At 65.8% G+C, this 25,017-nt stretch carries 22 protein-coding genes and 1 other RNA gene; 19 read left to right on the top strand and 4 right to left on the bottom strand.

Translation table 11 applies throughout. The annotated features are described in order from the left end of the window. Window positions 1–2 precede the first annotated feature (2 nt). On the top strand, window positions 3–1,409 hold the full coding sequence (locus tag JQ635_RS22680; protein WP_211411982.1) for an MATE family efflux transporter: 1,407 nt from the start codon (window positions 3–5) through the stop codon (window positions 1,407–1,409). A 30-nt stretch (window positions 1,410–1,439) separates the two neighbouring features. Here JQ635_RS22680 and JQ635_RS22675 read toward each other — a convergent pair whose 3' ends face one another. Further along, entirely contained in the window at window positions 1,440–2,183 is a 744-nt protein-coding gene (locus JQ635_RS22675; protein ID WP_211411981.1) for a sulfite exporter TauE/SafE family protein, read from the bottom strand. A gap of 231 nt (window positions 2,184–2,414) precedes the next feature. Here JQ635_RS22675 and JQ635_RS22670 point away from each other — a divergent pair, with 231 nt between their 5' ends. Next, a complete protein-coding gene (locus JQ635_RS22670; RefSeq protein WP_211412082.1) occupies window positions 2,415–2,675 on the top strand; it encodes a hypothetical protein in 261 nt (86 codons plus the stop codon). Between the two features lie 10 nt (window positions 2,676–2,685). Here the strand turns inward: JQ635_RS22670 and JQ635_RS22665 are convergent, their stop codons facing one another. Beyond that, window positions 2,686–4,056, bottom strand: coding sequence for a PLP-dependent aminotransferase family protein (locus tag JQ635_RS22665; RefSeq protein ID WP_211411980.1), 1,371 nt, complete (start codon window positions 4,054–4,056; stop codon window positions 2,686–2,688). A 78-nt stretch (window positions 4,057–4,134) separates the two neighbouring features. Between JQ635_RS22665 and JQ635_RS22660 the strand changes: the two genes are divergently transcribed. Further along, window positions 4,135–4,563, top strand: coding sequence for a DUF983 domain-containing protein (locus JQ635_RS22660; protein ID WP_246583693.1), 429 nt, complete (start codon window positions 4,135–4,137; stop codon window positions 4,561–4,563). Window positions 4,564–4,636: 73 nt separating this feature from the next. Next, window positions 4,637–5,350, top strand: a complete 714-nt coding sequence (locus JQ635_RS22655; protein ID WP_211411978.1) for an alpha/beta fold hydrolase — start codon at window positions 4,637–4,639, stop codon at window positions 5,348–5,350. 188 nt (window positions 5,351–5,538) lie between these two features. Here JQ635_RS22655 and rnpB read toward each other — a convergent pair. Then, an RNA gene (gene rnpB, locus JQ635_RS22650) (RNase P RNA component class A) lies at window positions 5,539–5,964 on the bottom strand. Window positions 5,965–6,114: 150 nt separating this feature from the next. Here rnpB and JQ635_RS22645 point away from each other — a divergent pair. Then, the gene (locus tag JQ635_RS22645; RefSeq protein ID WP_211411977.1) at window positions 6,115–6,468 is read left to right on the top strand and encodes a YciI family protein; all 354 of its coding nucleotides are present in this window, start codon (window positions 6,115–6,117) and stop codon (window positions 6,466–6,468) included. A gap of 22 nt (window positions 6,469–6,490) precedes the next feature. Next, window positions 6,491–7,723 carry an RNA polymerase sigma factor gene (locus JQ635_RS22640; protein ID WP_211411976.1) on the top strand — a complete coding sequence of 411 codons (1,233 nt, stop codon included), beginning with the start codon at window positions 6,491–6,493 and terminating at the stop codon, window positions 7,721–7,723. A gap of 190 nt (window positions 7,724–7,913) precedes the next feature. Here the strand turns inward: JQ635_RS22640 and JQ635_RS22635 are convergent, their stop codons facing one another. Further along, complete coding sequence (locus JQ635_RS22635) at window positions 7,914–8,696, bottom strand: N-acetylmuramoyl-L-alanine amidase (protein ID WP_246583692.1); 783 nt, start codon at window positions 8,694–8,696, stop codon at window positions 7,914–7,916. Between the two features lie 507 nt (window positions 8,697–9,203). Here JQ635_RS22635 and rsmH point away from each other — a divergent pair. From rsmH to JQ635_RS22570, 13 genes are all read left to right on the top strand, one after another. Continuing rightward, window positions 9,204–10,193 (top strand): 16S rRNA (cytosine(1402)-N(4))-methyltransferase RsmH, encoded by a 990-nt coding sequence (rsmH, locus tag JQ635_RS22630; protein WP_211411974.1) that lies wholly within the window; start codon window positions 9,204–9,206, stop codon window positions 10,191–10,193. Between the two features lie 3 nt (window positions 10,194–10,196). Beyond that, complete coding sequence (gene ftsL / locus JQ635_RS22625; protein WP_211411973.1) at window positions 10,197–10,589, top strand: cell division protein FtsL; 393 nt, start codon at window positions 10,197–10,199, stop codon at window positions 10,587–10,589. Next, entirely contained in the window at window positions 10,586–12,340 is a 1,755-nt protein-coding gene (locus tag JQ635_RS22620; protein WP_211411972.1) for a peptidoglycan D,D-transpeptidase FtsI family protein, read from the top strand. Before ftsL ends, JQ635_RS22620 begins: the two co-directional genes overlap by 4 nt. A gap of 83 nt (window positions 12,341–12,423) precedes the next feature. Continuing rightward, window positions 12,424–13,881: a UDP-N-acetylmuramoyl-L-alanyl-D-glutamate--2,6-diaminopimelate ligase gene (locus JQ635_RS22615; protein ID WP_211411971.1), complete on the top strand. Its 1,458-nt coding sequence runs from the start codon at window positions 12,424–12,426 to the stop codon at window positions 13,879–13,881. After that, on the top strand, window positions 13,878–15,257 hold the full coding sequence (locus JQ635_RS22610) for a UDP-N-acetylmuramoyl-tripeptide--D-alanyl-D-alanine ligase (protein ID WP_211411970.1): 1,380 nt from the start codon (window positions 13,878–13,880) through the stop codon (window positions 15,255–15,257). The genes JQ635_RS22615 and JQ635_RS22610 overlap by 4 nt, the downstream gene beginning before the upstream one ends. Before the next feature lie 159 nt (window positions 15,258–15,416). Next, the gene (mraY, locus tag JQ635_RS22605) at window positions 15,417–16,520 is read left to right on the top strand and encodes a phospho-N-acetylmuramoyl-pentapeptide-transferase (RefSeq protein WP_211411969.1); all 1,104 of its coding nucleotides are present in this window, start codon (window positions 15,417–15,419) and stop codon (window positions 16,518–16,520) included. Between the two features lie 10 nt (window positions 16,521–16,530). Continuing rightward, complete coding sequence (murD, locus tag JQ635_RS22600) at window positions 16,531–17,928, top strand: UDP-N-acetylmuramoyl-L-alanine--D-glutamate ligase (protein WP_211411968.1); 1,398 nt, start codon at window positions 16,531–16,533, stop codon at window positions 17,926–17,928. A 2-nt stretch (window positions 17,929–17,930) separates the two neighbouring features. Then, window positions 17,931–18,350: a DUF4279 domain-containing protein gene (locus JQ635_RS22595; protein ID WP_211411967.1), complete on the top strand. Its 420-nt coding sequence runs from the start codon at window positions 17,931–17,933 to the stop codon at window positions 18,348–18,350. Window positions 18,351–18,447: 97 nt separating this feature from the next. After that, window positions 18,448–19,599: a putative lipid II flippase FtsW gene (gene ftsW / locus JQ635_RS22590; protein ID WP_080139453.1), complete on the top strand. Its 1,152-nt coding sequence runs from the start codon at window positions 18,448–18,450 to the stop codon at window positions 19,597–19,599. Window positions 19,600–19,776: 177 nt separating this feature from the next. Beyond that, window positions 19,777–20,877, top strand: coding sequence for an undecaprenyldiphospho-muramoylpentapeptide beta-N-acetylglucosaminyltransferase (gene murG / locus JQ635_RS22585; protein WP_211411966.1), 1,101 nt, complete (start codon window positions 19,777–19,779; stop codon window positions 20,875–20,877). A gap of 122 nt (window positions 20,878–20,999) precedes the next feature. After that, entirely contained in the window at window positions 21,000–22,403 is a 1,404-nt protein-coding gene (murC, locus tag JQ635_RS22580) for a UDP-N-acetylmuramate--L-alanine ligase (RefSeq protein ID WP_211411965.1), read from the top strand. A gap of 275 nt (window positions 22,404–22,678) precedes the next feature. Then, window positions 22,679–23,596: a UDP-N-acetylmuramate dehydrogenase gene (gene murB / locus JQ635_RS22575; protein WP_211411964.1), complete on the top strand. Its 918-nt coding sequence runs from the start codon at window positions 22,679–22,681 to the stop codon at window positions 23,594–23,596. 135 nt (window positions 23,597–23,731) lie between these two features. After that, window positions 23,732–24,718: a D-alanine--D-alanine ligase family protein gene (locus tag JQ635_RS22570; RefSeq protein WP_211411963.1), complete on the top strand. Its 987-nt coding sequence runs from the start codon at window positions 23,732–23,734 to the stop codon at window positions 24,716–24,718. Window positions 24,719–25,017: the final 299 nt, after the last annotated feature.

The raw sequence follows: 25,017 nt of genomic DNA, 5'->3' as shown, positions 1-25,017 counted from the left end.
ACATGAAAGACCTGACGCGCGGCTCCATCGTGGGCCACATCCTGGGCATGGCGCCGCCGATCGTGGTCGGCATGATCACGATCATGATCTGCCAGCTCGTCGACCTCTACTTCGTCTCGAGCCTGGGCGAGGCCGCGATCGCGGGCGTCGCCGCGGCCGGCAACGCCGGCTTTCTCGTCAATGCCCTGATGCAGGTGCTCGGCGTCGGCACGGTTGCGTTGGTGGCGCATGCCGTGGGCCGCAAGGACCGTGGCGATGCCAATTTGGTGTTCAACCAATCGGTCGTCCTGTCAGTACTGTTCGGGCTGCTGACACTGGTTGCGGGTTTCGCGCTGTCGCGTCCCTATATGCGCGCGGTCGCAGCCGACGAGGCAACGGTCGAAGCCGGCACCGTCTATCTGCTCTGGTTCATGCCGGCGCTGGCGCTGCAATTTGCGACGCAGGTGATGGCGTCCGCGTTGCGGGCGACCGGCATCGTGCGGCCGAGCATGCTGGTGCAGGCGCTCGCGGTGGGCATCAACATTGCGCTGGCGCCGATCCTGATCTTGGGCTGGGGCACCGGGCATCCGCTCGGTGTCGCCGGGGCCGGCCTCGCAAGCTCGATTGCCGTCTTCATCGGCGTGCTGATGTTGCTCGCGTATTTCCTGAAGCTGGAGCGTTACGTCGCCTTTCATCCCGCGCAATGGCGGCCTCAGCTTCGGCAGTGGAAGAGAATCCTCAATGTCGGCCTGCCCGCCGGCGGTGAATTCGTGATGGTCTTCATCATCATGGCCGTCGGCTATTATGTGCTGAGCGTCTTCGGCCCGGCGGCGCAGGCCGGATTTGGTATCGGCACGCGTCTCCTCGGCCTGATCCAGATGCCTGCGCTCGCCGTTGCGCTGGCCGCCGGACCCATCGCCGGCCAGAATTTCGGCGCGGGCAACGGCAAGCGCGTGCGGGAGACCTTCGTCAAGGCAGCGCTTGTCGCGACCGCTGTGATGACTGTCTTCCTGATCCTCGCGCAGCTCGCGCCAGGTCTGTTGCTTGCCGGCTTCTCGAATGATCGGGAGACGATGGCAGTTGCGTCGCTCTTCCTGCGCATCGTCTCGTTCAACATGGTGGCGCAGGGGCTGATTTTCACCACCTCCAGCATGTTCCAGGGGCTCGGCAACACCAAGCCCGTGCTGGTGACCTCCGCAATGCGAGTCCTCACCTATTCCCTGCCGTCGATCTGGCTCTCGACGTGGCCGGGCTTTCGGATGGAGCATGTCTGGTATTTGTCGATCGCGACAACGACGCTTCAGGCCGCGCTGAGCGTGTGGTTGCTACACCGTGAGTTCGGCAAGCGCCTGGCGCCACTGCGGCACGCCGAGGTTCCGGCGCAGATGGCGGCTGAGCCTGAAGCGCCTCCCGCGCGTGCACCGGCGTAGCGACGACTGATTGTTGTGTTGGCGTGCGCGTCAGTGTGCGCCAACACTGTTCCAGACGAGGGTGAGGCCCGACAGAAACAGCAGGCCGAGCACGACATCGCCAAAATGCTTGTCGTTCAGCGCGTGATAGACGCGCGCCCCGGCCCATGCGCCGATCAGCGTGCCCGGAAACGCGACAGCTGCGAGCCAGACCACCTTGAAGGCGACGAGGCCCGACGCCGTCTGCAACGCCAGGGCGGTCGCGAGCACCGTGAAATTGAAGAGCTGGAAGATGCCGCGCCGCTCATGCTTGTTCCAGCCGCGGATGTTGGCCCACAGGATCGGCAGCGGGCCGGACAGTCCGGCAAGTCCGCCCAGAATCCCGCCGGCAAAACCGATCGCGCCGTCGGCGATCCGGCCGCCGAACTTGACGGCGAGCGGCCTCTTGTTGAGGTACAGTGCGCTCGAAAAGATCAGGATCAGCACGCCGACGCTCAACTTGAACACCTTTGGATCCGCGGAGGCGACCATCATGGTCCCGAGCGGCACGCCGATCAGTCCGCCGATCAGGAACGGCCAGACCAGCGAAAGATCAAAACTCTTCCACATCGACGGCAGTGTCGAGGTCTGCGCGATCACCGAGCAGATCAGCACCAGCGGAACCGCGAGCGAGGGCGGCAGAACGTAGAGCCAGATCCCGAGCGCCATCAGCGCCGTGCCGAACCCGGCCAGCCCCGAAACGAAGCCGCCGGCCAGCGCGCCGAACAGCAGCAGCGCGTACGTGGACGTTTCCACCTGTGATTTCCTGTCGTTAGCGACGATCTCGAACGGCTGATCGTCATCTGGCGCATAGCACAGATGCGGCCGGGAAGGTCAATTTCAAAACCGCACGCAAGCGTGATCCCCAAGGGCGGGTCAGGGGCGAGCGTTCGCCGAAGAGGCTCCTACATGACGCCTGTACTTTAATCCTGGGGGCCTGCCGGGCGTCATGCCGCACCGTCCCTGATGAGATGATGGAGCATGACCATGACCCGCGTGAACATTGCCGTTGCGGCCGCGCTGTTATCGGCCGCCGCCCTGACCCCGACATTGGCGCAGGCGCAGTTTTCCGAGCCTGCAGCCTATCAGGCCGCGCATCCGGATCGGGATGTGCTGAACGGCGGCCAGCTTACGCCCGCGGGACGCGCGGCTCGTGGCGAGGCAGTGGCCCCGAGCGATGCCTATGCGGCTTATCCGTCAGCCGTTGCGCCGGTCGTTCGCCCACGCCACCGTCGCCATCATCAATAACAAGAAGAGTCTAGACGATCTGCCTGACGTCGGCGGGCTTGTGCAGCGCGCCGACCAGGATGCGAAGCGCTTCCGTCAACTCGGCCCTGTTACGCGCTGCGCCCAACGAGACGCGCGCGGCATGCGGCGGTGTCCCGTCGACCGCAAACGCATCGCCGGCCACGATCGCGAGTCCATTCCGCAACAGATGCGCCGCGACGTCGGGGCGGCTCTCGGGCAGCCGCAGCCAGAGATGATGGGCGGCGGGTTTGGCCAGGAACTGAAATCCCTTCAGTGCCCGTTGCGCGAGTTGCTGGCGCCCGACTGCCTCGTTGCGGATGGCAGCGATGATGCGGTCGGCGATGCCGGTCTCGATCCAGTGCGTCACCAGCGCGACCATCAGTGGCGCCGGCATCTGGACAGTGGCTTGCAAATGGCCGCGCATCTGAAGCTGCGCGTCACCGTCGGGCGTCACCAGATAGGCGACGCGCAGCGCCGGCGCGATGCATTTTGACAATGTGGTTGCGAGATAAGTCCGCTCTGGAACGAGGTTCGCGATCGGTGACGCCGAGCGATCGAGCAGCCCGTAGGCGTCGTCCTCGATCAGGATCGCATCGGCATCGCGGATGATCTTCGCGATGGCGCTGCGCCGCTCGGGAAGAAGCGTCGCGGTGGTCGGATTGTGCAGCGTCGGAATGAGGTAGACGGCCTTCGGCTTGTGCGTGCGGCAGGCTTTTGCCAGCGCCTCGGGCAGGATGCCGCCGTCATCCATGGCGACGCCGACGAGCTTGACGCCGAGCCGCGCTGCGGCGGCCTTGGTGCCGGGGAAGGTGAGCGCTTCCGTCAACACGATGTCGCCGGGCCGCGTGAGATGGGCGAGCAGGTTGAACAGGATGGTCTGCGTGCCGGGAAAGATCACGAGCCTGTCGGCATGCGCATGCGGGACGCGCGACCGCATCCAGCGCGCAGCGACCTCGCGCTCATGCACGCTGCCGCCGGGTGGCTGGTAATTCAGGAACGCGGTCAGGCCCGATTGCGCGCGCAGGGCCTCCATCCCGGCGATGATCCGCTCGTCGAGCTGCGCCTCGAGCGGATGCGGCGGCACGTTCATCGAGAGGTCGATTGCGACCGGATGCGGCAGATCGACCGCGCGGCGCGTGCTGGTCTCCGACACGAACGATCCCTGTCCGACGCGGGCTTCCATGATGCCGCGGCGCCGCGCCTCGGTGTAGGCACGCGTCACCGTGGTGAGGTCGATGCCGAGCGCTTTTGCCAATGCGCGCTGCGTCGGCAACTGCTGGCCGCGAACCAGCCTCCCTGCGGCGATGTCGGCCTCCATGGCCTCGACGATGCGCTGGTAGCGCGGCCCGCTCAGCTCCGAGATTGTAGGGGTCCAATCCATGCAATTTAGGCCATATTCTTTGAATGTATGGATGCAGGATATTATTGTATGGATCATCAGAACGGAAGAGGTGTCGTCATGGCAACCGGTTCAGTTTCTCTCACGAAGGCAATGTGGCGCGGCTTCTTGGGTAAGTGCCCGAACTGCGGCGAGGGCCATCTGTTCGGCCGTTTCCTGAAAGTGGCCGACAGCTGCGATCATTGCGGCGAGGAGCTGTTTCACCAGCGCGCCGATGATTTTCCGGCCTATCTGGTGATGGTCGTGGTCGGTCATCTCGTCGTGCCGGCGATCCTCGCAATCGAGACCGCCTACGCGCCGCCGATCTGGCTGCAATTGGCCGTGTGGCTGCCGGTGACGCTGTTCGCTTCGCTGGCGTTGCTGCAACCGACCAAGGGCGCCATCGTGGGCCTGCAATGGCAGCTCGGCATGCATGGCTTTGAGGCGAGCAAGCTCCGTCGCGAGGCCGGTGCGCTCGTCCTCGCAAAAGTGAATACGCGCGCGGCCTGAAGCCGCCGCAGCGTTTACATCGCGCGCGCGGCCGCTACACTCCATCGGACAAACAAGAACGATGGAAACGCCGATGGCCGTACGCGCGAAGACCTTCCTGCTTTGTCATGGCGCGTGGTCCGGCGGATGGGCCTGGAGGAAGATGCATCCGCTGATGGCGCAGGCGGGCCACCGCCTGGTGGCGCCGACCTACACCGGTCTCGGTGAGCGCGCACATCTTGCCAATCCCGCGATCGACCTCGATACGCATATCCAGGACATCCTCAGCGTCATCAGGTTCGAGGACCTCAACGACATCGTTCTGCTCGGCCACAGCTATGGCGGCATGGTCGCAACCGGCGTCGCCGACCGCGCGCGCGAGCGCGTGACGCAGCTGATCTATCTCGATGCCTTCGTGCCGCGCGACGGACAGTCGCTGTTCGACCTCAACGAGGCCGGCCGAGAGCCGATGCGCAAGGCGGCCGCCTCCGGCGACGGCTACCGCATCCCGCCAAACCCGCCGCCGCCGGATACGCCGCAGGCCGACCTCGACTGGCTGAACGCGCGCCGCATCAACATGCCGGTCAAATGCTTCGAGACGAAGTTGAAGCTCGAACATGGCGAGCCGGCGATGCCGCGCAGCTACATCTATTGCACGCGCATTCCGCCGGGTGACGTGTTCGGGCAGTTTGCGCAGCGCACGAAGAACGAGGAGGGCTGGCGCTGTTTCGAGCTCGATGCGAGTCACGCGCCGAATGTAACGGCGCCGGAGGCGTTGATGGAGGTGTTGAACGAGATCGTGGCCTGACCCACAGCCGTCATTCCGGGGCGTGCGCAGCACGAACTACGATGCGCAATTGCGCATCTGAGAATCCATTTCTCCTCCGTCTCTGCCGCCCGATGGATTCCGGGTTCTCGCTTCGCGAGCCCCGGAATGACAGCCGGGCCAAATTGGTGAGGGGTCCGATGCGGTCAGCATCGAACCCCTCGTTGCAAGATATCAGCCGGCCTGTAAGCCGGGTTCTGTAGGGCACCGCCCGCTTGCGCGAACGATGCGTGACGGCCATTCCTCTGGGACCATGTTTGCACATGGCCTCGAGCAACCTACCCGGACGGCGGGCCTGACATCGCCCCGCGGCGTTATCGCTTTCGCGAACAGCCCGCTACGCCGTCCCTATTCGGTTTTGCTCCCGGTGGGGTTTACCATGCCGGCCCCGTTGCCGGCGCCGCGGTGCGCTCTTACCGCACCTTTTCACCCTTACCCCGCAAAGCCGAAGGCGAGGCGGGGCGGTTCGTTCTCTGTGGCACTTTCCCTGGGGTTGCCCCCGCCGGATGTTATCCGGCACCGCATGTCAAGGGAGCCCGGACTTTCCTCCCCGGCGGCCTTTCGGCCCCTGCCGGAGCGGCCGTCCGGCCGACTGACGGGATTACGCATGGGGCATTTGTGACGGTTCCGTCAAGCCGAGATCGCCGCGCACGCGACCTGCAAATAATTTATCCTGAAGATGTCGTTTGGAGCGTGCCCCGTTCGACTGGATGTCGGCGACACAGCCGAACAACAGGAGTGAAGCGATGCAGTATCTGCTGATGATCTACCAGAACGAGGTCGAGTACGCGAAGGTTGACACGGGAACCACCCAGAAGATGTCGGCGGAGTATGAGGCCTTTACGCAATCCATCATCCGGAACGGCAATTTCAAGGCCGGCGACCGGCTTCGGCCGACAACCACCGCCACGACCGTCCGCGTGCGCGAAGGTAAGACGCTGACGACCGACGGCCCGTTCGCGGAGACGCGCGAGCAACTCGGCGGCTATTACCTGATCGAGGCGAAGGACCTCGATGCGGCGATCGAGATCGCGGCGCGGATTCCCAGCGCACGCATTGGATCGATCGAGGTGCGGCCGATCTGGGTGTACGACAAGTGACGGCGAAGCTGCGCGTCGGCGCATGACCCCGAGCGAGATCGAAACCATCTTCCGCGACGAGGCGGGGCGGGCGCTGGCCACGCTGATCCGCCTCGTCGGCGATTTCGATCTTGCCGAGGACGCGCTGCAGGACGCGTTTGCGATCGCGCTGGATCGCTGGGCGGTGTGCGAGGTGCCCGACAATCCGCGCGCCTGGCTGGTCAATGTCGCCAAGCACAAGGTGATCGACCGCATCCGCCGCCAGGCCGTCTTTCGCGGCAAGCAGCAGGCGCTGGTGCATGAGCTCGAGCTGAACGCGATGCGTCCCGACGAGCCGCCGGCAACGCTTGACGACGACATGCTGCGGCTGATCTTCACCTGCTGCCATCCCGCCTTCGCACCCGAGGTCCAGGTCGCGCTGACGCTGCGCACCGTGTGTGGGCTGTCGACGGCGCAGGTCGCACGCGCTTTCCTCGTCAGCGAGGAGGCGATGGCGCAGCGGCTGGTCCGCGCCAAGCAGAAGATCAGGCTTGCCGGCATTCCCTACGAGGTGCCGGAGCGCGAGGCGCTGGCGCCGCGCCTCGATGGCGTGCTCGCCGTGATCTATCTCGTCTTCACCGAAGGCTATGTCGCGACCTCAGGCGCGGATCTGATGCGGCCGGATCTCGCGACCGAGGCCATCCGGCTCGGCCGCTTGCTCGACCGGCTGATGCCTGATCGCAGTGGCGTCAAGGGCCTCCTGGCCCTGATGCTGCTGCACGATGCGCGTCGCGCCGGGCGCGAGACATCGGCCGGCGACATCGTGCTGCTGGAAGAGCAGGACCGCACGCTGTGGGATCGCGCGCAGATCGAGGAGGGCTTGCGTCTGGTTGACGAGGCGCTGCTCATACCCGGCCGGCCGCAAGCCTATGCGGTGCAGGCCGCGATCGCTGCGCTGCATGCACGCGCTCAGAGCTTCGAGGCGACCGATTGGCCGCAGATTGCCGGGCTGTACGAGGTGCTGCTGCGCATCAGCCCGTCGCCGGTGATCGAGCTCAATCACGCCGCGGCGGTGTCGATGGTCGACGGTCCGGCGCGTGCGCTCGATCTCGTCGATGCGACCGCAGCGCGCGGTGGACTCGATGGCTATGAGCTGCTGCCCGCGGTACGCGCAGATCTGTTGCGTCGATTGGGGCGGAAGGACGAGGCGCGCGAGGCGTATCGCGCGGCAACGGACGCGACGCAGCTCGAGCCGTTGCGACGGCTCTACGCGCGAAGGGTGAGGGAGATGGGGTAGTTGATCGAGTCCAGCCTCGTGCCCCGGACGCAGCGCAGCGCCCTTCGGCGGTGCGCTGCAGAGCCGGGGCCCATCTCTCCGCAGTGAACTCGTGTCGCCAACTAGGTCCCGGCTCTGCGATGCAACGCGAAGGGCGTTGCATCGCGTCCGGGACACGGAAGTGGGCAATGACGCGCTTACGGCGTCGCCGTCACGTCGACGCGACCGGCGTTCCTTCCGGCGGCAGGCTCGCCAGCAGTGCCTGCAAGGTCGACAGCGTCGAATGGTCAGCGACACCATCCAGCCGCGCCGGGCGGAAATGGCGCTGGAAGGCGGTGACCACCTCCATGGTCGCGGCGTCGTATTTGCCGGTCAGCGGCACGCCATAGCCGTACTTTGCAAGCGCCTGCTGCATGCTCAGCACCGCATCGCTGATGGTGCCGAGCATCAAGGTCTCGCCGCGCACGACCGGTGCGGGCGTGACCCAGTGACCGACACCGGAATTGGCCAGCGAATGCCACGGAAACTTTTCGCCGGGATCCTTCTTGCGCGCGGGGGCGACGTCGGAATGGCCGAGCACCCGGTGCGCAGGTACCTTGCGGCGAAGTATGATGCCTCGGCACAACGCGATCACGGCCGCGATCTGGCGCAGCGGGAACTCCGGATAGCCCCAGTCGTGACCGCGATTGACGATCTCGATGCCGATCGAACAGGAATTGACGTCGTCCTCGCCGGCCCAGGACGAGACGCCGGCGTGCCAGGCGCGCTTGGCCTCGGGCACGCATTGCACGATGCGGCCGTCCTCCAGCACGACATAATGCGCCGACACTTCCGTCCCCGCCGTGCACAGCCGCGCAAGCGCACCCTCGACGTCGGGCATGCCGGTGTAGTGCAGCACGATCATGTCCACCTGCCGACCCCCGTTGCGCTCGCCATAGTTCGGCGAGGGGATGATGTCGGAGACGATGGAGGAATCCGGCTCGAACGTGCGCATGTTCGCCGCGGCCTTGGGAACCGGGAGGACGCGCGGACGCTTCGAATCAGATCCAGACGGCGAACCGGACGACATAAGCAGCTCAAGTGGGAACAGGAGAGTGGGCCAAGCCCTTCTCTTTACTATTCCTTTACCCTCCGCCGTGCGCAATCGCGCGACGCGGTTAACGGATGCATTTTGCACCGGGTGTGTGGATGAGGCATCACCATCGCCTCACCTTTTCCACTTGTAACCAGCCGATCAACGCTTTCTTAACGCTAAGGGCCGTTACTGAGAGATGAAGAGCCGACCCGCGTCCGGAGGCGGCCAAAGCGCATTTTGGCTCGAAATCCCATGGCTGCCCGACAAATTCCACTGGGAACTCTGGGTTTGGCGCCCGGGACGACCGGGCTCGGTAACCATGTTGGACTGGGGCTTGGTCGTGGAACCGCCGCGACGCGGAATCATTCGAGGCGTTATGGGCTGGCTCGCCCCCGATCTGTCATGGTCATTCGGCAGGTGCGGCGCATGAGTTCCGCTCCTCACATTCCCGTGCTCGGCCGCGAGGCGATCGATCATCTCGCGCCGCGCGCGGGCGGCATCTATGTCGACGCCACCTTCGGCGCCGGCGGCTACAGCCGTGCCATCCTCGACGTCCCGGGAACCCGATTGATCGCGATCGACCGCGATCGCACCGCGATTGCGGGTGGGGCCGAACTGGTCGAGCGGTCCGCGGGCCGGCTGACGCTGGTCGAGGACCGCTTCTCCAATCTCGCCGAAGTCTGTGCCGCGCAAGGCGTCGATGGCGTGGACGGCGTCGTGATGGATGTCGGCGTGTCCTCGATGCAACTCGACCAGGCCGGCCGCGGATTCTCCTTCCGTCTCGACGGTCCGCTCGACATGCGCATGGGGCAGGCGGGCCCGACCGCAGCCGACGTGGTCGCGCGTGCCTCGGAAGGCGATCTCGCCGACATCATCTATCTCTTCGGCGAGGAGCGGCAGTCGCGCCGCATCGCCCGCGCCATCGTCGCCGACCGGCAGGAGACTCCGTTCACGACCACGCGCGCGCTCGCCGATCTCATCGGCAGGATCGTGCGCTCCAAGCCCGGCGACATCCATCCGGCGACGCGGACGTTCCAGGCCCTGCGCATCTTCGTCAACGAAGAGCTCGACGAGCTCCAGACCGCGCTCGCGGCGGCCGAGCGCGTGCTCAAGCCCGGCGGCCGGCTCGTCGTCGTCTCGTTCCATTCGCTGGAAGACCGCATCGTCAAGAATTTCCTTGGCGAGCGCTCCAAGACCGGCGGCGGCTCGCGCCATCTGCCGGAGGTGTCGCAAGTCCCGCCGAGCTTCCAGCTGCTGACGCGGCGGCCCGTGGTTGCCGGCGAAGCGGAAGTCGCGAACAATCCGCGCGCGCGCTCCGCCAAGCTGCGCGCCGCTGAGCGCACCGACGCGCCAGCGCATCGTGACGATGAACAATCGTCCTGGCCAAAACTCTCCGACGTGATGAGGGGAGGCTAGCGCATGCGCATCATCCACCTCCTCGTCATCGGCGCGCTGATCTTCGCGGCGGCCTATGTCTACCGGATCAAGATGGACTCCACCGCGCGCACCGAGAGGGTGCTGCGGCTGCATGCGGAGATCCGCGAGCAGCGCGACGCGATCGCCTCGCTGCGCTCCGAATGGGCCAAGCTCGATGCGCCCCTGCGCCTGCAGGGCCTGTCCGAGCGGCATCTGCCGCTCAAGCCGGTCAACGGCACGCAATACGACTCGCTGAAGAATCTGCCCGAGCGTCCGCCGCGGATGTTCAGGCCGGGCGAGCCCGACCCGATCGGGGCCATGCTCAACACCATCGAAGCCGCCAGCGATCCTGACACCGTGACGGGCTCCGTGCCTCAGCCCGAGGACAAGCAATGAGCCCGGCAACGCCTGCAAAGCCCACTGAAAAGCCGACCGAACCTTGGCGGCAGCGGCTGGTCCGCAGCCTGCTCTACGGGCGCAACGTCGACCGCGCGGCCAAGGCGCGGGCGCGCGTCGGCCTCGCCATGCTCGCCTTCGCCTCGGTCTATGCCCTGATCGGCGGCCGGCTCGTGATGTTCGCAATCGGCGCCGACGCCCACAGTGCGCGCCGCGCGGCGGCGCAGGAGGTGGTCGCCACCGCGCGGCCCGACATCGTCGACCGCAACGGCGCGATCCTCGCGACCGACGTCAAGGCCTCGAGCCTGTTCGGCGAGCCGCGCCGCATCATCGACAAGGACGAGGCGATCGAGCTTCTGACCGCGACCGTGCCCGACCTCGACGAGGCCGAGGTGCGCGAGCGCCTGAGGACGCGCAAGGGTTTCGTCTGGCTCAAGCGCGAGATCACGCCGAAGCAGCAGCAGGACATCCACAAGCTCGGCATTCCCGGCATCGGCTTCCTGCGCGAGAACAAGCGCGTCTATCCGACCGGCAACGAGGTCGCCCACCTCATCGGTCTCGTCAACATCGACAACCAGGGCATCGCCGGCATGGAGAAGTGGCTCGACAATCAGGGCCTCGCCGATCTCCACCGCGCGGGCTTTGCCACCGACCGGCTGCAAAAGCCGATCGAGCTCTCGGTCGACCTGCGCGTCGAGCACGCGCTGCGCGACGAGCTCTTGAAGGCCAAGGAGAAGTACCACACCAAGGCCGCGTCCGGCATCGTCTCCAACGTCAAGACCGGCGAGATCGTGGCGATGGTGTCCTTGCCGGATTTCGACCCCAACAATCCGAAGGAAGCGCACGACCCTGACCGCATCAACCGCCTGACCACCGGCGTCTACGAGATGGGCTCGACCTTCAAGGCGTTCACGCTGGCGATGGCGCTCGATTCCGGAAAGATCAATTTGAACTCGTCGTGGGACGCGCGCGGAAACCTGCACTACGGCAAGTTCACCATCCACGACAGCCATCCGCTCGGGCGCTTCATCAACACCAAGGAAGTATTCACCTTCTCCTCCAACATCGGCGCCGCGCGGATCGCGCTCGGCCAGGGCGTCGAGGCGCACAAGGCGTTCCTCGCTAAGATGGGCCAGCTGACGCGGCTGCGCACCGAGCTACCGGAGAGCGCGGCGCCGCTGGTGCCGCGGCGCTGGGGCGAACTGAACACGGTGACCATCGCGTTCGGCCAGGGCATGTCGGTGGCGCCGCTGCAGGCGGTGATGGGCATCAATGCGCTGGTGAACGGCGGCTATCTGATTCCGCCGACCTTCATGAAGCGCAGCGAGTCCGAGGCCGCGGCGATGGCCAAGCGCGTCATCAAGCCGGAGACCAGCGACAAGATGCGGTTCCTGATGCGCCTCAACGCCGAGATCGGCACCGCCAAGACCGCCGACGTCAAGGGCTACTATGTCGGCGGCAAGACCGGCACGTCCGAAAAGGTCATCAACGGCCGCTACGCCAAGAAGCGCGTGCTCAACTCCTTCACCGCGATCATGCCCTGCGACGATCCGAAATATCAGATCCTGATCATGCTGGACGAGCCGCAGGCGATTCCGGAAACCAAGGGTTTCATCACCTCGGGCTGGAACACGGTGCCGACCGGCGGCAAGGTGATCGAGCGGATCGCGCCGCTGCTGGGCGTCGAGCCGCGGTTCGACCTGCCGCCTGCGGACCGCCTTATTCTTGCAGCATCCAGGACAACCCAGTAATCAACGGGGTAGGCCATCGCCGGTGCTGATTCGGCTTTTCCTGACGATTCGGCTCTCCGGCGCGGCGTGTCGACTGGAAGACCATGAAGCTGCGCGAACTTCTAGGCAATGATGCCGCAATCGAGCCCGCTGTCGCGGCGCTCGAGGTGACAGGCGTTGCGCTCGACAGCCGCGTGGTCAGGCCGGGCGATCTGTTCTTCGCGCTCGCGGGCAGCAAGACCGACGGTGCGCGTTTCATCGATGCTGCAATTGCCGCAGGCGCGGTCGCGGTCCTCGGCGACCATGCGCCGGCGGCCTGCAAGGTGCCGTTCATCGCGGTCGCCAATCCGCGCCGGGCGCTGGCGCTGGCCGCGGCAAGATTCTTCCCCGCGCAGCCCGCGACCATTGCCGCAGTGACCGGCACCAGCGGCAAGACCTCGGTCGCTGCGTTCACGCGGCAGATCTGGGAGCGGCTGGGGCATGCCTCCGCCAGCATCGGCACCATTGGTCTCGTCTCGCCGAAACGCACCGTCTACGGCTCGCTGACCACGCCCGATCCGGTCGCACTGCACCGGCAACTCGATGAGATCGCGCGCGAAGGCGTCACGCATCTCGCCTTCGAGGCGTCCTCGCACGGGCTCGACCAATATCGCCTCGACGGCGTGCGCGTCTCCGCCGGCGGCTTCACCAATCTCTCGCGCGACCACATGGACTACCATCCGACCGTCGCGCATTACCTTGCCGCAAAACTCCGGCTGTTCCGTGAGTTGATCCCACCGGGCGGCGCTGCCGTGATCTCGGCGGATCATGATTGCTCGGCGGAGGCCATCGATGCCGCGAAGTCGCGCCGGCTGCGCGTGATGGCGGTCGGGCGCAACGGCGATGGAGCAGGCGAGGGCGTTCGTCTCACCGGGGCCGTTGTCGAAGGTTTCTCGCAAAAGCTGACGGTCGAGCATCGCGGCAAGCCTTACGCGATCCGGCTGCCGCTGGTCGGCGAATTCCAGATCGAGAACGCGCTGGTGTCGGCCGGTCTTGCCATCGGCACCGGCAGCGACGCCGCAAACGTGTTTGCCAGCCTCGAGCATCTCGAAGGCGCCAAGGGCCGGCTCGAGCGCGTGGGCGAGCGCAACGGCGCGCCGATCTTCGTCGATTACGCGCACAAGCCCGATGCGCTGGCGAAGGCGCTGCAGGCACTGCGTCCCTATGCCAAGCGCCGGCTGATCGTCGTGTTCGGCGCCGGCGGCGACCGCGATGCCGGCAAGCGTCCGATCATGGGCGAGATCGCGGCCGAGAATGCCGATGGTGTCATCATCACCGACGACAATCCGCGCAGCGAGAAGCCCGAAGCGATCCGTGCCGCCATTCTCGCCGCGGCGAAAGGCGCGCGCGAGATCGGCGACCGTGCCGAGGCCATTCGCGTCGCGATCGAGGAACTGGAAGACGGCGATGCGCTGCTCGTCGCCGGCAAGGGACACGAGACCGGGCAGATCGTCGGCAGCGAGGTGCTGCCCTTCAGTGATCACGAGGCGGTCGCCGCCGCATTAGCGTCGAGGACAGCATGAGCGCGCCAATCTGGACGGTAGCCGAAGTGGCGCGCGCGCTGGGCGCAGTCGGATCGTTTCCGGACACGCCGATCGACTTCGTCACCCAGGACAGCCGGCTGGTGAAGCCGGGCAGCCTGTTCGTCGCGCTGAGCGGCACGCCGAGCGGCGGCTTCATCTCGGCCTTCGCCAGCGCGCGCGACGGCTGGGAATTCGCGGACAAGGCGGAAGCTTCCGGCGCGGTCGCGATGATCGTGCCGCATGAGATCGCGGGCATCCGCATTCCCCAGATCGTCGTGAAGGACACACTGATCGACGGTCTCTGGGGCCTCGCGCGTGCCGCCCGCGCGCGCTTCAATGGGCCGGTGATCGGCCTCACCGGCAGCGCCGGCAAGACCAGCACCAAGGAATTCCTGGCGGCCTATCCGAACGCCTATGCCAGCCCGTCGAGCTTCAACAATTTCTGGGGCGTGCCGCTGACGCTGTGCAATGCGAAGGCAGATGCCAGCCTCTGGGTCGTCGAGATGGGCATGAACCAGACCGGCGAAATCGCGCGGCTCAGCGAACTCACGCGGCCGACGGTCGCGCTGGTCGTCAACGTCCAGCCCGTGCATCTGGAAAAGCTCGGCTCGCTCGAAGCCATCCGTCGCGAGAAGGTATCGATTGCGCTCGGCCTGCCCGAGGACGGCGTGCTGGTGCTGCCCGCGGGGATCAAGGCGTCGGAGTGGAAGGGCAAGGTGGTGCGCTTCGGCGAGCATGCCGAGGTGCACGAGGTGGCGCACGCGCCGCACGGCGAGAGCTGGCAAATCGTGGCCATGATCGGCAAGAAGGAGATCGCCTTCAGCCTGACGCCGGGCGCGCCGCACCGTGTCCAGAATGCGCTGGCCGCGCTCGCCTCGATCCGTGCCGCGAACCTCGATCCGGCGACGCTCGCGATCAAGCTCGACCGGGTCGGCATCATGACCGGCCGCGGCGTCGAGCAGGCGGTCGGCGGTATCACCGTGATCGACGACAGTTTTAACGGCAACCCGGCCAGCGTGGCTGCGGCGCTGCAGAGCTTGCAGGCGCGCCATATGACCGGCGGTCGTCGCATCGCGGTGCTCGGCGACATGCTGGAGCTGGGCGATGACGCACCTGGCTATCACACCGGCCTCACCAAACATCTCGACGGCATCGACTGCGTCTATTGCGTCGGCCCCCTGATGCGCCACCTTTATGACGTGCTGCCATCAGGCAAGGCCCTCGGCTGGCACGACGATCCCGCCACGCTGAAGCCGGGCGAGGTCGCGAACCTGCTGCAGGCAGGCGATGTCGTGGTTGTCAAGGGCAGCAAGAAGATGTTCTGGGTCAACAAGTTTGTGCCGGGCCTAGTGGCCGCCTTGCAGGCAAAGGCGTAAACTGCTTGGAAGGCGCAGTTCCCAATCCCACCGCGGCACCAAGCCGTCCGTTGTCCCAGAGGTCGGTCGCCCGACCCCATGAAGAAGACCAGCGAATGCGCATGAAGCACGCCGGGGCCAGGCAAGGCCACGTGCGAAAGGCGCCATAGGACCGTCTGAATGTTTTACTGGCTGATCGAGCTCTCCAATACATTTCCGAGCCTGGGTGCGTTTCGTACCCTCCTGAACGTTTTCCGCTACATCACCTTCCGCACCGGCGGCGCGGTCGTCACCGGCGCGCTGTTCGTGTTCCTGTTCGGGCCCTGGATCATCGACCATTTGCGCATCCGCCAGGGCAAGGGCCAGCCGATCCGCGCTGACGGCCCGCAATCGCATCTCAGCAAGAAGGGCACGCCCACCATGGGCGGCCTGATGATCCTGTCCGGCCTGACGGTCGGCACCGTGCTGTGGGCCAATCCGCTCAACCCTTACGTCTGGATCGTGCTCGCCGTGACGCTCGGCTTCGGCTTCGTCGGCTTCTATGACGACTATCTCAAGGTGACCAAGCAGACCACGACCGGGTTCGGCGGCAAGCTCCGCCTGCTGATCGAGGCGGCGATCGCGCTGGTCGCCTGCTACGCGCTGGTGCGGCTGAACCGCGATCCCGCGTCGACCGCGCTGACGATTCCCTTCCTGAAGGACACGGTGCTGCATTTCGGCTGGTTCTTCGTCGTCTTCGGCGCCTTCGTCATCGTCGGCGCCGGCAACGCGGTGAACCTCACCGACGGCCTCGACGGCCTTGCCATCGTGCCCGTGATGATCGCGACCGCGAGCTTTGCGATGATCGCCTATCTCGCCGGCAACGCCGTGTTCGCCGATTATCTCCAGATCAAATATGTCGCCGGCACCGGCGAGCTCGCAGTGCTCTGCGGCGCGCTATTGGGCGCCGGCCTCGGCTTCCTCTGGTTCAACGCGCCGCCGGCCTCGATCTTCATGGGCGACACCGGCTCACTCGCGCTCGGCGGCATGCTGGGTGCCATCGCGGTCGCGGTGAAGCACGAGATCGTGCTCGCGGTGATCGGTGGCCTGTTCGTGCTGGAGGCGGTCTCCGTCATCGTACAGGTGGTGTCGTTCAAGCTCACGGGCAAGCGCATCTTCCGCATGGCGCCGATCCATCATCATTTCGAGCAGCTCGGCTGGACCGAGCCGCAGATCGTGATTCGCTTCTGGATCATCTCGGTGATGCTGGCGCTCGCCGGCCTCTCGACGCTGAAGCTGCGCTGACGGGTCCGCGATGATCCCGGTCACATCCTTCGCCGGCAAGACGGTCGCGGTGTTCGGCCTCGGCGGCTCGGGGCTCGCCTCCTGCCATGCTTTGAAAGCGGGCGGTGCCGAGGTGGTCGCCGCCGACGACAATGCCGAGAACGTCGCCAAGGCCGCGCAAGCCGGCTTCATCACCGCGGATTTGCGCAACGTGTCCTGGGCGAATTTCGCAGCCCTCGTGCTCGCGCCCGGCGTGCCGCTCACCCATCCGGTGCCGCACTGGAGCGTGCTGAAGGCGCGAGAGGCCGGCGTCGAGGTTATCGGCGACATCGAGCTGTTCTGCCGCGAGCGCCGGCGCCACGCGCCGGATGCGCCGTTCGTCGCCATCACCGGCACCAATGGCAAGTCGACGACGACGGCGCTGATCGCGCATCTGACCAAGGTCGCCGGCTACGACACCCAGATGGGCGGCAATATCGGCACCGCGATCCTGTCGCTGGAGCCGCCGCGCATGGGCCGCGTCCACGTCATCGAGATGTCCTCCTACCAGATCGACCTCACGCCCTCGCTCGATCCCTCCGTAGGCATCCTGCTCAACGTCAGCGAGGACCATATCGACCGGCACGGCACGATCACGCATTATGCCGCGGTGAAGGAGCGACTCGTTGCCGGCGTGCAGGCTGGCGGCACCTCGATCGTCGGCGTCGATGACGGCTATTGCCGCGATGTCGCCGACCGGCTTGACCGCGCCGGCAAGAACGTCGTGCGCATCTCGGTCAAGAATCCGCTGGCCTCCGGCATTTATTTCGAGCACGGCAATATCGTGCGTGCCTCGGGTGGTGCCCGCAGCGAGGTCGCCGCGCTCGGCGGCATCGGCTCGCTGCGTGGCCTGCACAACGCGCAGAATGCGGCCTGTGCCGCCGCCGCCGCACTCGCGATGGGCATCAGCCAGGATGTGCTGCAGAACGGCTTGCGCAGCTTTCCGGGCCTAGCGCATCGCATGGAGCAGGTCGGCCGGCGCGGCAACGTGCTGTTCGTCAACGACTCCAAGGGCACCAACGCGGACGCCACCGCGCATGCGCTGTCGTCGTTCGCCGATATCTTCTGGATCGCCGGCGGCAAGCCAAAGGCGGGCGGCATCACGAGTCTCACGGGTTTCTTCCCGCGCATCCGCAAGGCCTATCTGATCGGCGAAGCCGCGCAGGAGTTTTCGGGAACGCTGGGCACGGCCCCGCACGAGATCAGCCAGACCCTCGACGTCGCCGTCGAGCACGCCGCGCGCGATGCGGAGGCGTCGGGGCATACGGATGCGGTGGTGCTGCTGTCGCCCGCCTGCGCCTCCTTCGACCAGTACCGCAACTTCGAGATCCGCGGCGCAAAATTCCGCGAGCTGGTGCAGGCGCTGCCGGGTGTGAAGCCGGTGGTGTGATCATGAACCGGTATCGGGCGCAGCTCTCTCTCAAGCTGACGCACCCAACTCGCGATCTTTCGGATGTGTGTAAGGCTCTCGGATTGGAGCCAAACCGAATTTGGAAGAAGGGGGATGAACGACGGACGCCGAAGGGAAGTCTGCTTGGCGGCAAGTGCAACAGCTCTTACTGTTCAATTGAACTTCCATCGTCGCGAAAATCATTGGCGAAGCAGATCGAGATCGCACTGAAGCGATTCACACCTCATGGAGCGGTTCTACGGAGGCTGTCATCCACGGGCGGTACGGTCAGTCTTGCTGTCGGCTGGTTCCTTGACGAGCATTCCGGCGAGCTGCTTGGCAACGATTTGCTGCTGGCGTTGACGCGCCTGCGGATCTCGCTGGAGTTTCACGTCTATGTCCCCGATAAGTCGGAGCCATGATAGATAGGGGCTATCTCAAAACATCCACGATTCATTAACCCCCCGGTAACCAACCTCGGCGACCAATGGACGGACCTCTGTCCGAAAGCGGCCGCCCATGCTCTCCCGTGAAGAACGCACCCCCTTTTCCGAGTGGTGGTGGACCGTCGACAAGCCGCTGATGGGCGCCATCCTGGCGCTGATGCTCACCGGCGTCATCCTGTCGCTGGCGGCGAGTCCGCCGGTTGCGACCCGCATCGGGCTCGATCCGTTCCATTTCTTCAGCCGCCACGTGATGTTCCTTCTCCCGTCCTGCCTGGTGCTGCTCGGGGTGTCGTTCCTGTCGCCGCGCGCGATCCGCCGCTCGGCGCTGATCATCTTCACCGTCAGCATCATCCTGATCGTGGTGACGCTCGCCATCGGCCCCGAGGTGAAGGGCTCGCGGCGCTGGATCACGTTGCTTGGCGTCAACATCCAGGCCTCCGAAATCGCAAAGCCGTCCTTCGTCGTCATCGCGGCCTGGCTGTTCGCGGAATCGACCAAGCGGCCGGAGATGCCGGCGACCTCGATGGCGCTGGTGCTGCTTCTGATGCTGGTCTCGCTGCTGGTGATGGAGCCGGACTTCGGTCAGACCATGCTGATCCTGATGGTGTGGGGCTCGCTGTTCTTCATCGCGGGCATGCGCATGATCTGGGTGTTCGGTCTCGCAGGCGCCGCCGCCGCCGGCCTGTTCAGCGCCTATCTGTTCGTCCCGCACGTTGCGGGCCGCATCAAGCGCTTCATGAATCCGGCGTCGGGCGACACCTTCCAGGTCGATACCGCCATGGAGGCGTTCTACAACGGCGGCTGGCTCGGCCTCGGGCCGGGTGAGGGCATTGCGAAACGCAGCCTGCCGGACAGCCACACCGACTTCGTGTTCGCGGTCGCCGCCGAAGAGTTCGGCATCGTCCTGTGCCTCGCCATGCTGGCGCTGTTCGCCTTCGTCGTCATCCGTACGCTGTCGCGCGCCTACGCCAATGAGGACATGTTCTCGCGCTTCGCGGCCTCGGGCCTTGCGATCCTGTTCGGCGTGCAGGCGGCGATCAACATGTCGGTCAACCTGCAGCTCATCCCCGCCAAGGGCATGACGCTACCGTTCATCTCCTATGGCGGCTCCTCGATCGTGTCGCTCGCCTATGGCGTCGGCATGATGCTGGCGCTGACGCGCCTGCGCCCACGCACCGAGGTCGAGGCCAGCGGCCACGCCGAGGCGATGCGGAGCTACGCGTAGCCGCTCTCGTGTCCCGGACAAGCGAAGCGCAGAGCCGGGACCCAGAATGCCGCGCGCATGGGCCCCGGTTCAGCAGCGCACTACGCCGCGAAGTGCGGCGCACTGCGCTGCGCCCGGGGCACGAGCCTCCGGTAGTTGGCTCGCAATAGCCGCTCTTTCCCTGTAAATACGCTCACCATGGACACCTCCCCCCTGATTCTTCTCGCCGCGGGCGGCACCGGCGGCCATCTGTTTCCGGCCGAGGCGCTCGGCGTCGAATTGATCCGGCGCGGCTTTCGCGTCCGCCTCGTCACCGACGAGCGCGCGCTGCGCTACAGCGGGCTGTTCAGCAAGGACATGATCGACGTCGTCTCCAGCGAGACCGCGCGCGGCCGTAATCCGCTCCAGCTCGCTTATGCCGGCCTCACGCTCGCCGTCGGCACGTTCTCCGCCTACAGCTTGATCAAGCGATTGAAGCCGGCCGCCGTCGTCGGCTTCGGCGGCTATCCGACGCTGCCGCCGCTGGTCGCGGCAAAATTCGCCGGCGTGCCCGGCATCATCCACGACGCCAATGCGGTGCTCGGTCGCGCCAACCGCTTCCTGTCGAGCCGCGTCCGTGCCATCGCGACATCCTTGCCCGGCGTGCTCGATCGCGATCCGGCGCTGTCAGGCAAGACCACGACGGTCGGCACGCCGATGCGGCCCGCGGTGCTCGCAGCGGCTGCCGTGCCTTATGCAGCGCCTGAGGTGAGCGGACCGCTGCGCCTGCTCGTCGTCGGCGGCAGCCAGGGCGCGCGCATCATGGCCGATATCGTCCCCGGCGCGATCGAGCGGCTCGAGCCTGCGCTGTGGAGTCGTCTCATCCTCACCCAGCAGGTGCGCGATGAGGACATGGCGCGTGTCCGCGCCGTGTACGACAAGCTCAAGATCAAGTTCGAGCTCGCGCCGTTCTTCACCGACTTGCCGGCGCGGCTCGCCTCCAATCATCTGATCGTGTCGCGCTCCGGCGCCGGCACCGTCGCCGAGCTTGCCGCAATCGGACGGCCCTCGATCCTGGTGCCGCTGCCGGGCTCGATCGACCAGGACCAGTTCGCCAATGCCGGCGTGCTGGCCAAGGTCGACGGCGCCATCCGCATCCCGCAGACCGAGTTCACCTCCGACCGCCTCGCCGCCGAAATCTCCGGCTTCGCCGCCGAACCCGCACGCCTCGCCGCCATGGCCGCGGCCGCGAAGGGGGCAGGGCGGCTCGATGCCGCCGAGCGGCTGGCTGATCTGGTGGTCAAGGTTGCGGGAATCTGACGCGAAAAAGCCCTTGTCATGGCCTTCCAAAGCGGGGCATCCAGTAGGCAGGGCGCGCGGCTGATTTGGCCGTGACCTTCGCCAGATGCCGCCTTTCCGGCGGCAAGGTCAGGGAACAGAGCATGAGACTGCCGCGCGAGATCGGACCCATCCACTTCGTCGGGATCGGCGGGATCGGCATGAGCGGTATCGCCGAGGTGCTGGTCAATCTCGGCTACGCCGTGCAGGGCTCGGATGCCGCCGACAATTACAATCTCGACCGTCTGCGCAAGAAGGGCGCAAAGGTCTCGGTCGGCCACAAGGCCGAGAATGTCGACGGTGCCGAGGTCGTCGTAGTCTCGACCGCGATCAAGCGCGACAATCCGGAATTGGTGGCGGCGCGCGAACGCCGCATTCCCGTGGTGCGGCGCGCCGAGATGCTGGCCGAGCTGATGCGGCTGAAGAGCTGCGTCGCCATCGCCGGCACCCATGGCAAGACCACGACGACCACGATGGTCGCAACGCTGCTCGATGCCGGCGGGCTCGATCCCACCGTGATCAATGGCGGCATCATCAACGCCTACGGCTCCAACGCGCGGTTAGGTGCCGGCGACTGGATGGTGGTGGAAGCGGACGAGAGCGACGGCACGTTCCTGAAGCTGCCGACGGACGTGGCGATCGTCACCAATGTCGATCCCGAGCACCTCGATCACTTCAAGACGTTTGATGCCGTGCAGGACGCGTTCCGGCATTTCGTCGAGAACCTGCCGTTCTACGGCTTTGCCGTGATGTGCATCGACCATCCGGTGGTGCAAAACCTCGTCGGCAAGATCGAGGATCGCCGCATCATCACTTACGGCGAGAATCCGCAGGCTGACGCGCGGCTCGTCGATCTCACCGCTGGCGGCGGCGGCTCGAAGTTCAAGGTCGTGATCCGCGACCGCAAGACCGGCGCCACGCATGAGATCGCCGATCTCGCGCTGCCGATGCCGGGCCGGCACAACGCTTCGAATGCGACGGCTGCGATTGCAGTCGCTCACGCGCTCGGCGTTTCCGACGACAAGATTCGCAGTGCCATCGCAGGCTTCGGCGGCGTCAAGCGCCGCTTCACCAAGACCGGCGAATGGAACGACGTCACCGTGATCGATGACTACGGCCATCACCCCGTGGAGATTGCAGCGGTGCTGAAAGCGGCGCGCGATTCCTACACCGGCAAGGTGATCGCCGTGGTGCAGCCGCATCGCTACACCCGCCTGCAATCGCTGTTCGAGGAATTCTGCACCTGCTTCAACGACGCGGACGTGGTTGTTGTCGCCGACGTCTATGCCGCCGGCGAAGCGCCGATCGAGGGCATCGACCGCGATCATTTCGTTGCCGGCCTGCGCGCACACGGCCACCGCGAGGTGATCCCGCTGCCGGCCGCGACGGAGCTTGCAGGCATCGTCAAGGGATTGGCGAAGTCCGGCGATCTCGTCGTGTGCCTCGGCGCCGGCAACATCACGCAATGGGCGTATGCGTTGCCGGGCGAATTGAAGGCGCTGGGGTAGGGCGAGCGGATGTCGAGTCATCGTCGACCACTGCCGTTGTGGCTACCCCTCTCCCTAACCCTCCCCCGCAAGGGGGGAGGGAACCCTTCCGCCGGTGCCTCCCTGACTCTTGCAAAGGATCAGAGTGCAGCTGTGATGTCAGGTGAGGCGAGCACGCTGGTCAGGCTCCCTCCCCCCTTGCGGGGGAGGGTTGGGGAGAGGGGTAAGCCCCGGGCGCTGGCGGATAACGTTATGCGACGCAATCTCAACCCAGCTCGCATGCCGGTCAGCGCACCATGAGCTTTCCCGATATCACCCCCTCGCTCAAAGCCGCGATGCCTGACCTGCGTGGCCGGCTGCTGGCCAACCAGTCGCTCGCCGAGCTCACCTGGTTTCGCGTCGGCGGTCCTGCGCAGGTGCTGTTCACGCCGGCGGACGAGGACGATCTCGCCTACTTCCTCGCGCATCTTGCCGCCGACATCCCCGTCTACGTCATCGGTGTCGGCTCCAACCTGATCGTGCGCGATGGCGGCATTGCCGGCGTGGTGATCCGGCTTGCACCGCGCGCCTTCGGCGAGGCGACCGCGACTGGCGACGTCGTCACCGCAGGCACTGCCGCGCTCGACAAGCGCGTGGCGGAGGTTGCAGCAAGCGCCAATATCGGCGGGCTCGAATTCTATTTCGGCATTCCCGGCACCATCGGCGGCGCGCTGCGCATGAATGCCGGCGCCAATGGTGGCGAGACCAAGGATGTGCTGATCGAGGCGCGGGGTGTCGGGCGCGACGGCACGAAGCATGTCTTCTCCAACGCCGACATGAAGTTCGTCTATCGCAACAGCGGCGTCGATCCCTCCATCATCTTCACCTCCGCGCGCTTTCGCGGCGAGATCAAGGATACCGAGGCAATCCGCGCGCGCATGGCCGAGGTGCAGAGCCACCGCGAGACCGCGCAGCCGATCCGCGAAAAGACCGGCGGCTCGACCTTCAAGAATCCGCCCGGCCATTCGGCCTGGAAGCTGGTGGATGCCGCCGGCTGCCGCGGCCTGCGCGTCGGCGGCGCGCAGGTGTCCGAGATGCACTGCAATTTCCTGATCAACACCGGCGATGCCACCGCGCACGACATCGAGACGCTCGGCGAAACCGTGCGCGAGCGCGTGAAGGCGAATTCCGGAATTGAGCTGCACTGGGAAATCAAGCGGATCGGGGTTTCATGACGATCGTCATTCCGGGGCTCGCGAAGCGAGAAGCCGGAATCCATCGGGCCGCAGAGACGGTGGCGAAATGGATTCCGGGCTCGCGACTTCGTCGCGCCCCGGAATGACGAGCGAGAGAGATTGCGGACTATGAACATGCGCATCACCATCCTCTTCGGCGGCTCCAACCGCGAGCGTCTGGTTTCGGTCGCCTCGGCGCAGGCGCTGCATCAGGCGCTGCCGGAGGCCGATCTCTGGTGGTGGGACGTCGAGGACAAGGTGCATGTGGTGCAGTCGAAGCAGCTGCTCGAGCATGCCCGTCCGTTCGAGGACGAGTTCAAGCCGGGCACGTCAGGGATTCCGCTCGCGCAGGCGCTGGACAAGGCCAAGGCGGAAGATCGCGTGCTCGTGCTCGGCCTGCATGGCGGACGCGCGGAGAATGGCGAATTGCAGGTGATGTGCGAGGCGCGCGGCGTGCCCTTCACTGGCTCGGGTTCGGCGTCCTCGCATCTCGCCTTCGACAAGATCGCGGCCAAGCGTTTCGCCGCACTCGGCGGCGTCACGCCGCCGGCCAACGTTGCGCTTGAAAATATCGATGAGGCCTTCGCCGAATATGGCAGGCTTATCGCAAAGCCGGCGCGGGACGGGTCGAGCTACGGCCTGATTTTCGTCAATGCGAAGCAGGATCTCGTCGCCGTCCGCAATGCCGCCAAGCATGAAGAGTACGTGATCGAGCCCTATATCGCCGGCGTCGAGGCAACCTGCGGCGTGCTGGAGCGCACCGATGGCTCGATCATAGCGCTGCCGCCGATCGAGATCATTCCGGGCGAGGGCAATTTCGACTACGCCGCAAAATATCTTTTGAAGTCGACCCAGGAGATCTGCCCCGGCCGTTTTTCGCCCGAGATCACCGCCGCGCTGAGGGAGCAGGCGATGCTGGCGCACCGGGCGATGTCCTGCACCGGCTATTCCCGCTCGGACTTCATCGTCTCGGAGCGGGGCCTCGTCTACCTCGAAACCAACACGCTGCCCGGGCTGACCAAGTCCTCGCTCTACCCCAAGGCGCTGAAAGCCGAGGGCATCGAATTTGTCGACTTCCTGCGCGGCTTGGTCGAGCTCGCCGGGCGGGGCGTGCGGAAATAATTAGGACTGGTTAACGGCCGGGCGGGCGAAACGGCCCGGTTTGGGGCCCAAATCCGGTAAAATGCCGGACATCGCGGCATAAATGCCTCACATGGCTGGGCAAAAAGCGTCCGGCGTTAACGAAGTTTACCTTTTGTTTACCAGGACATCCGAAGGTTAACGCTGGCGGCGCATATGGCGCTTTGGCTGCCGGCGCGTGAGCTGTGGCGGGTGATGTTCACCTCCAGCGAACGCTTTGAAGGGGAGAGGCTTCTTCTGCTGAAGACCAGCACCCGGCCCGGCACCGAGACGTCATGTTC

The sequence above is a fragment of the Bradyrhizobium iriomotense genome (assembly GCF_018130765.1).
Classification (GTDB): domain Bacteria; phylum Pseudomonadota; class Alphaproteobacteria; order Rhizobiales; family Xanthobacteraceae; genus Bradyrhizobium; species Bradyrhizobium iriomotense_A.
Note: the sequence above shows the minus strand (reverse complement) of the source record. Positions and strands in the feature narration are given on the sequence as shown.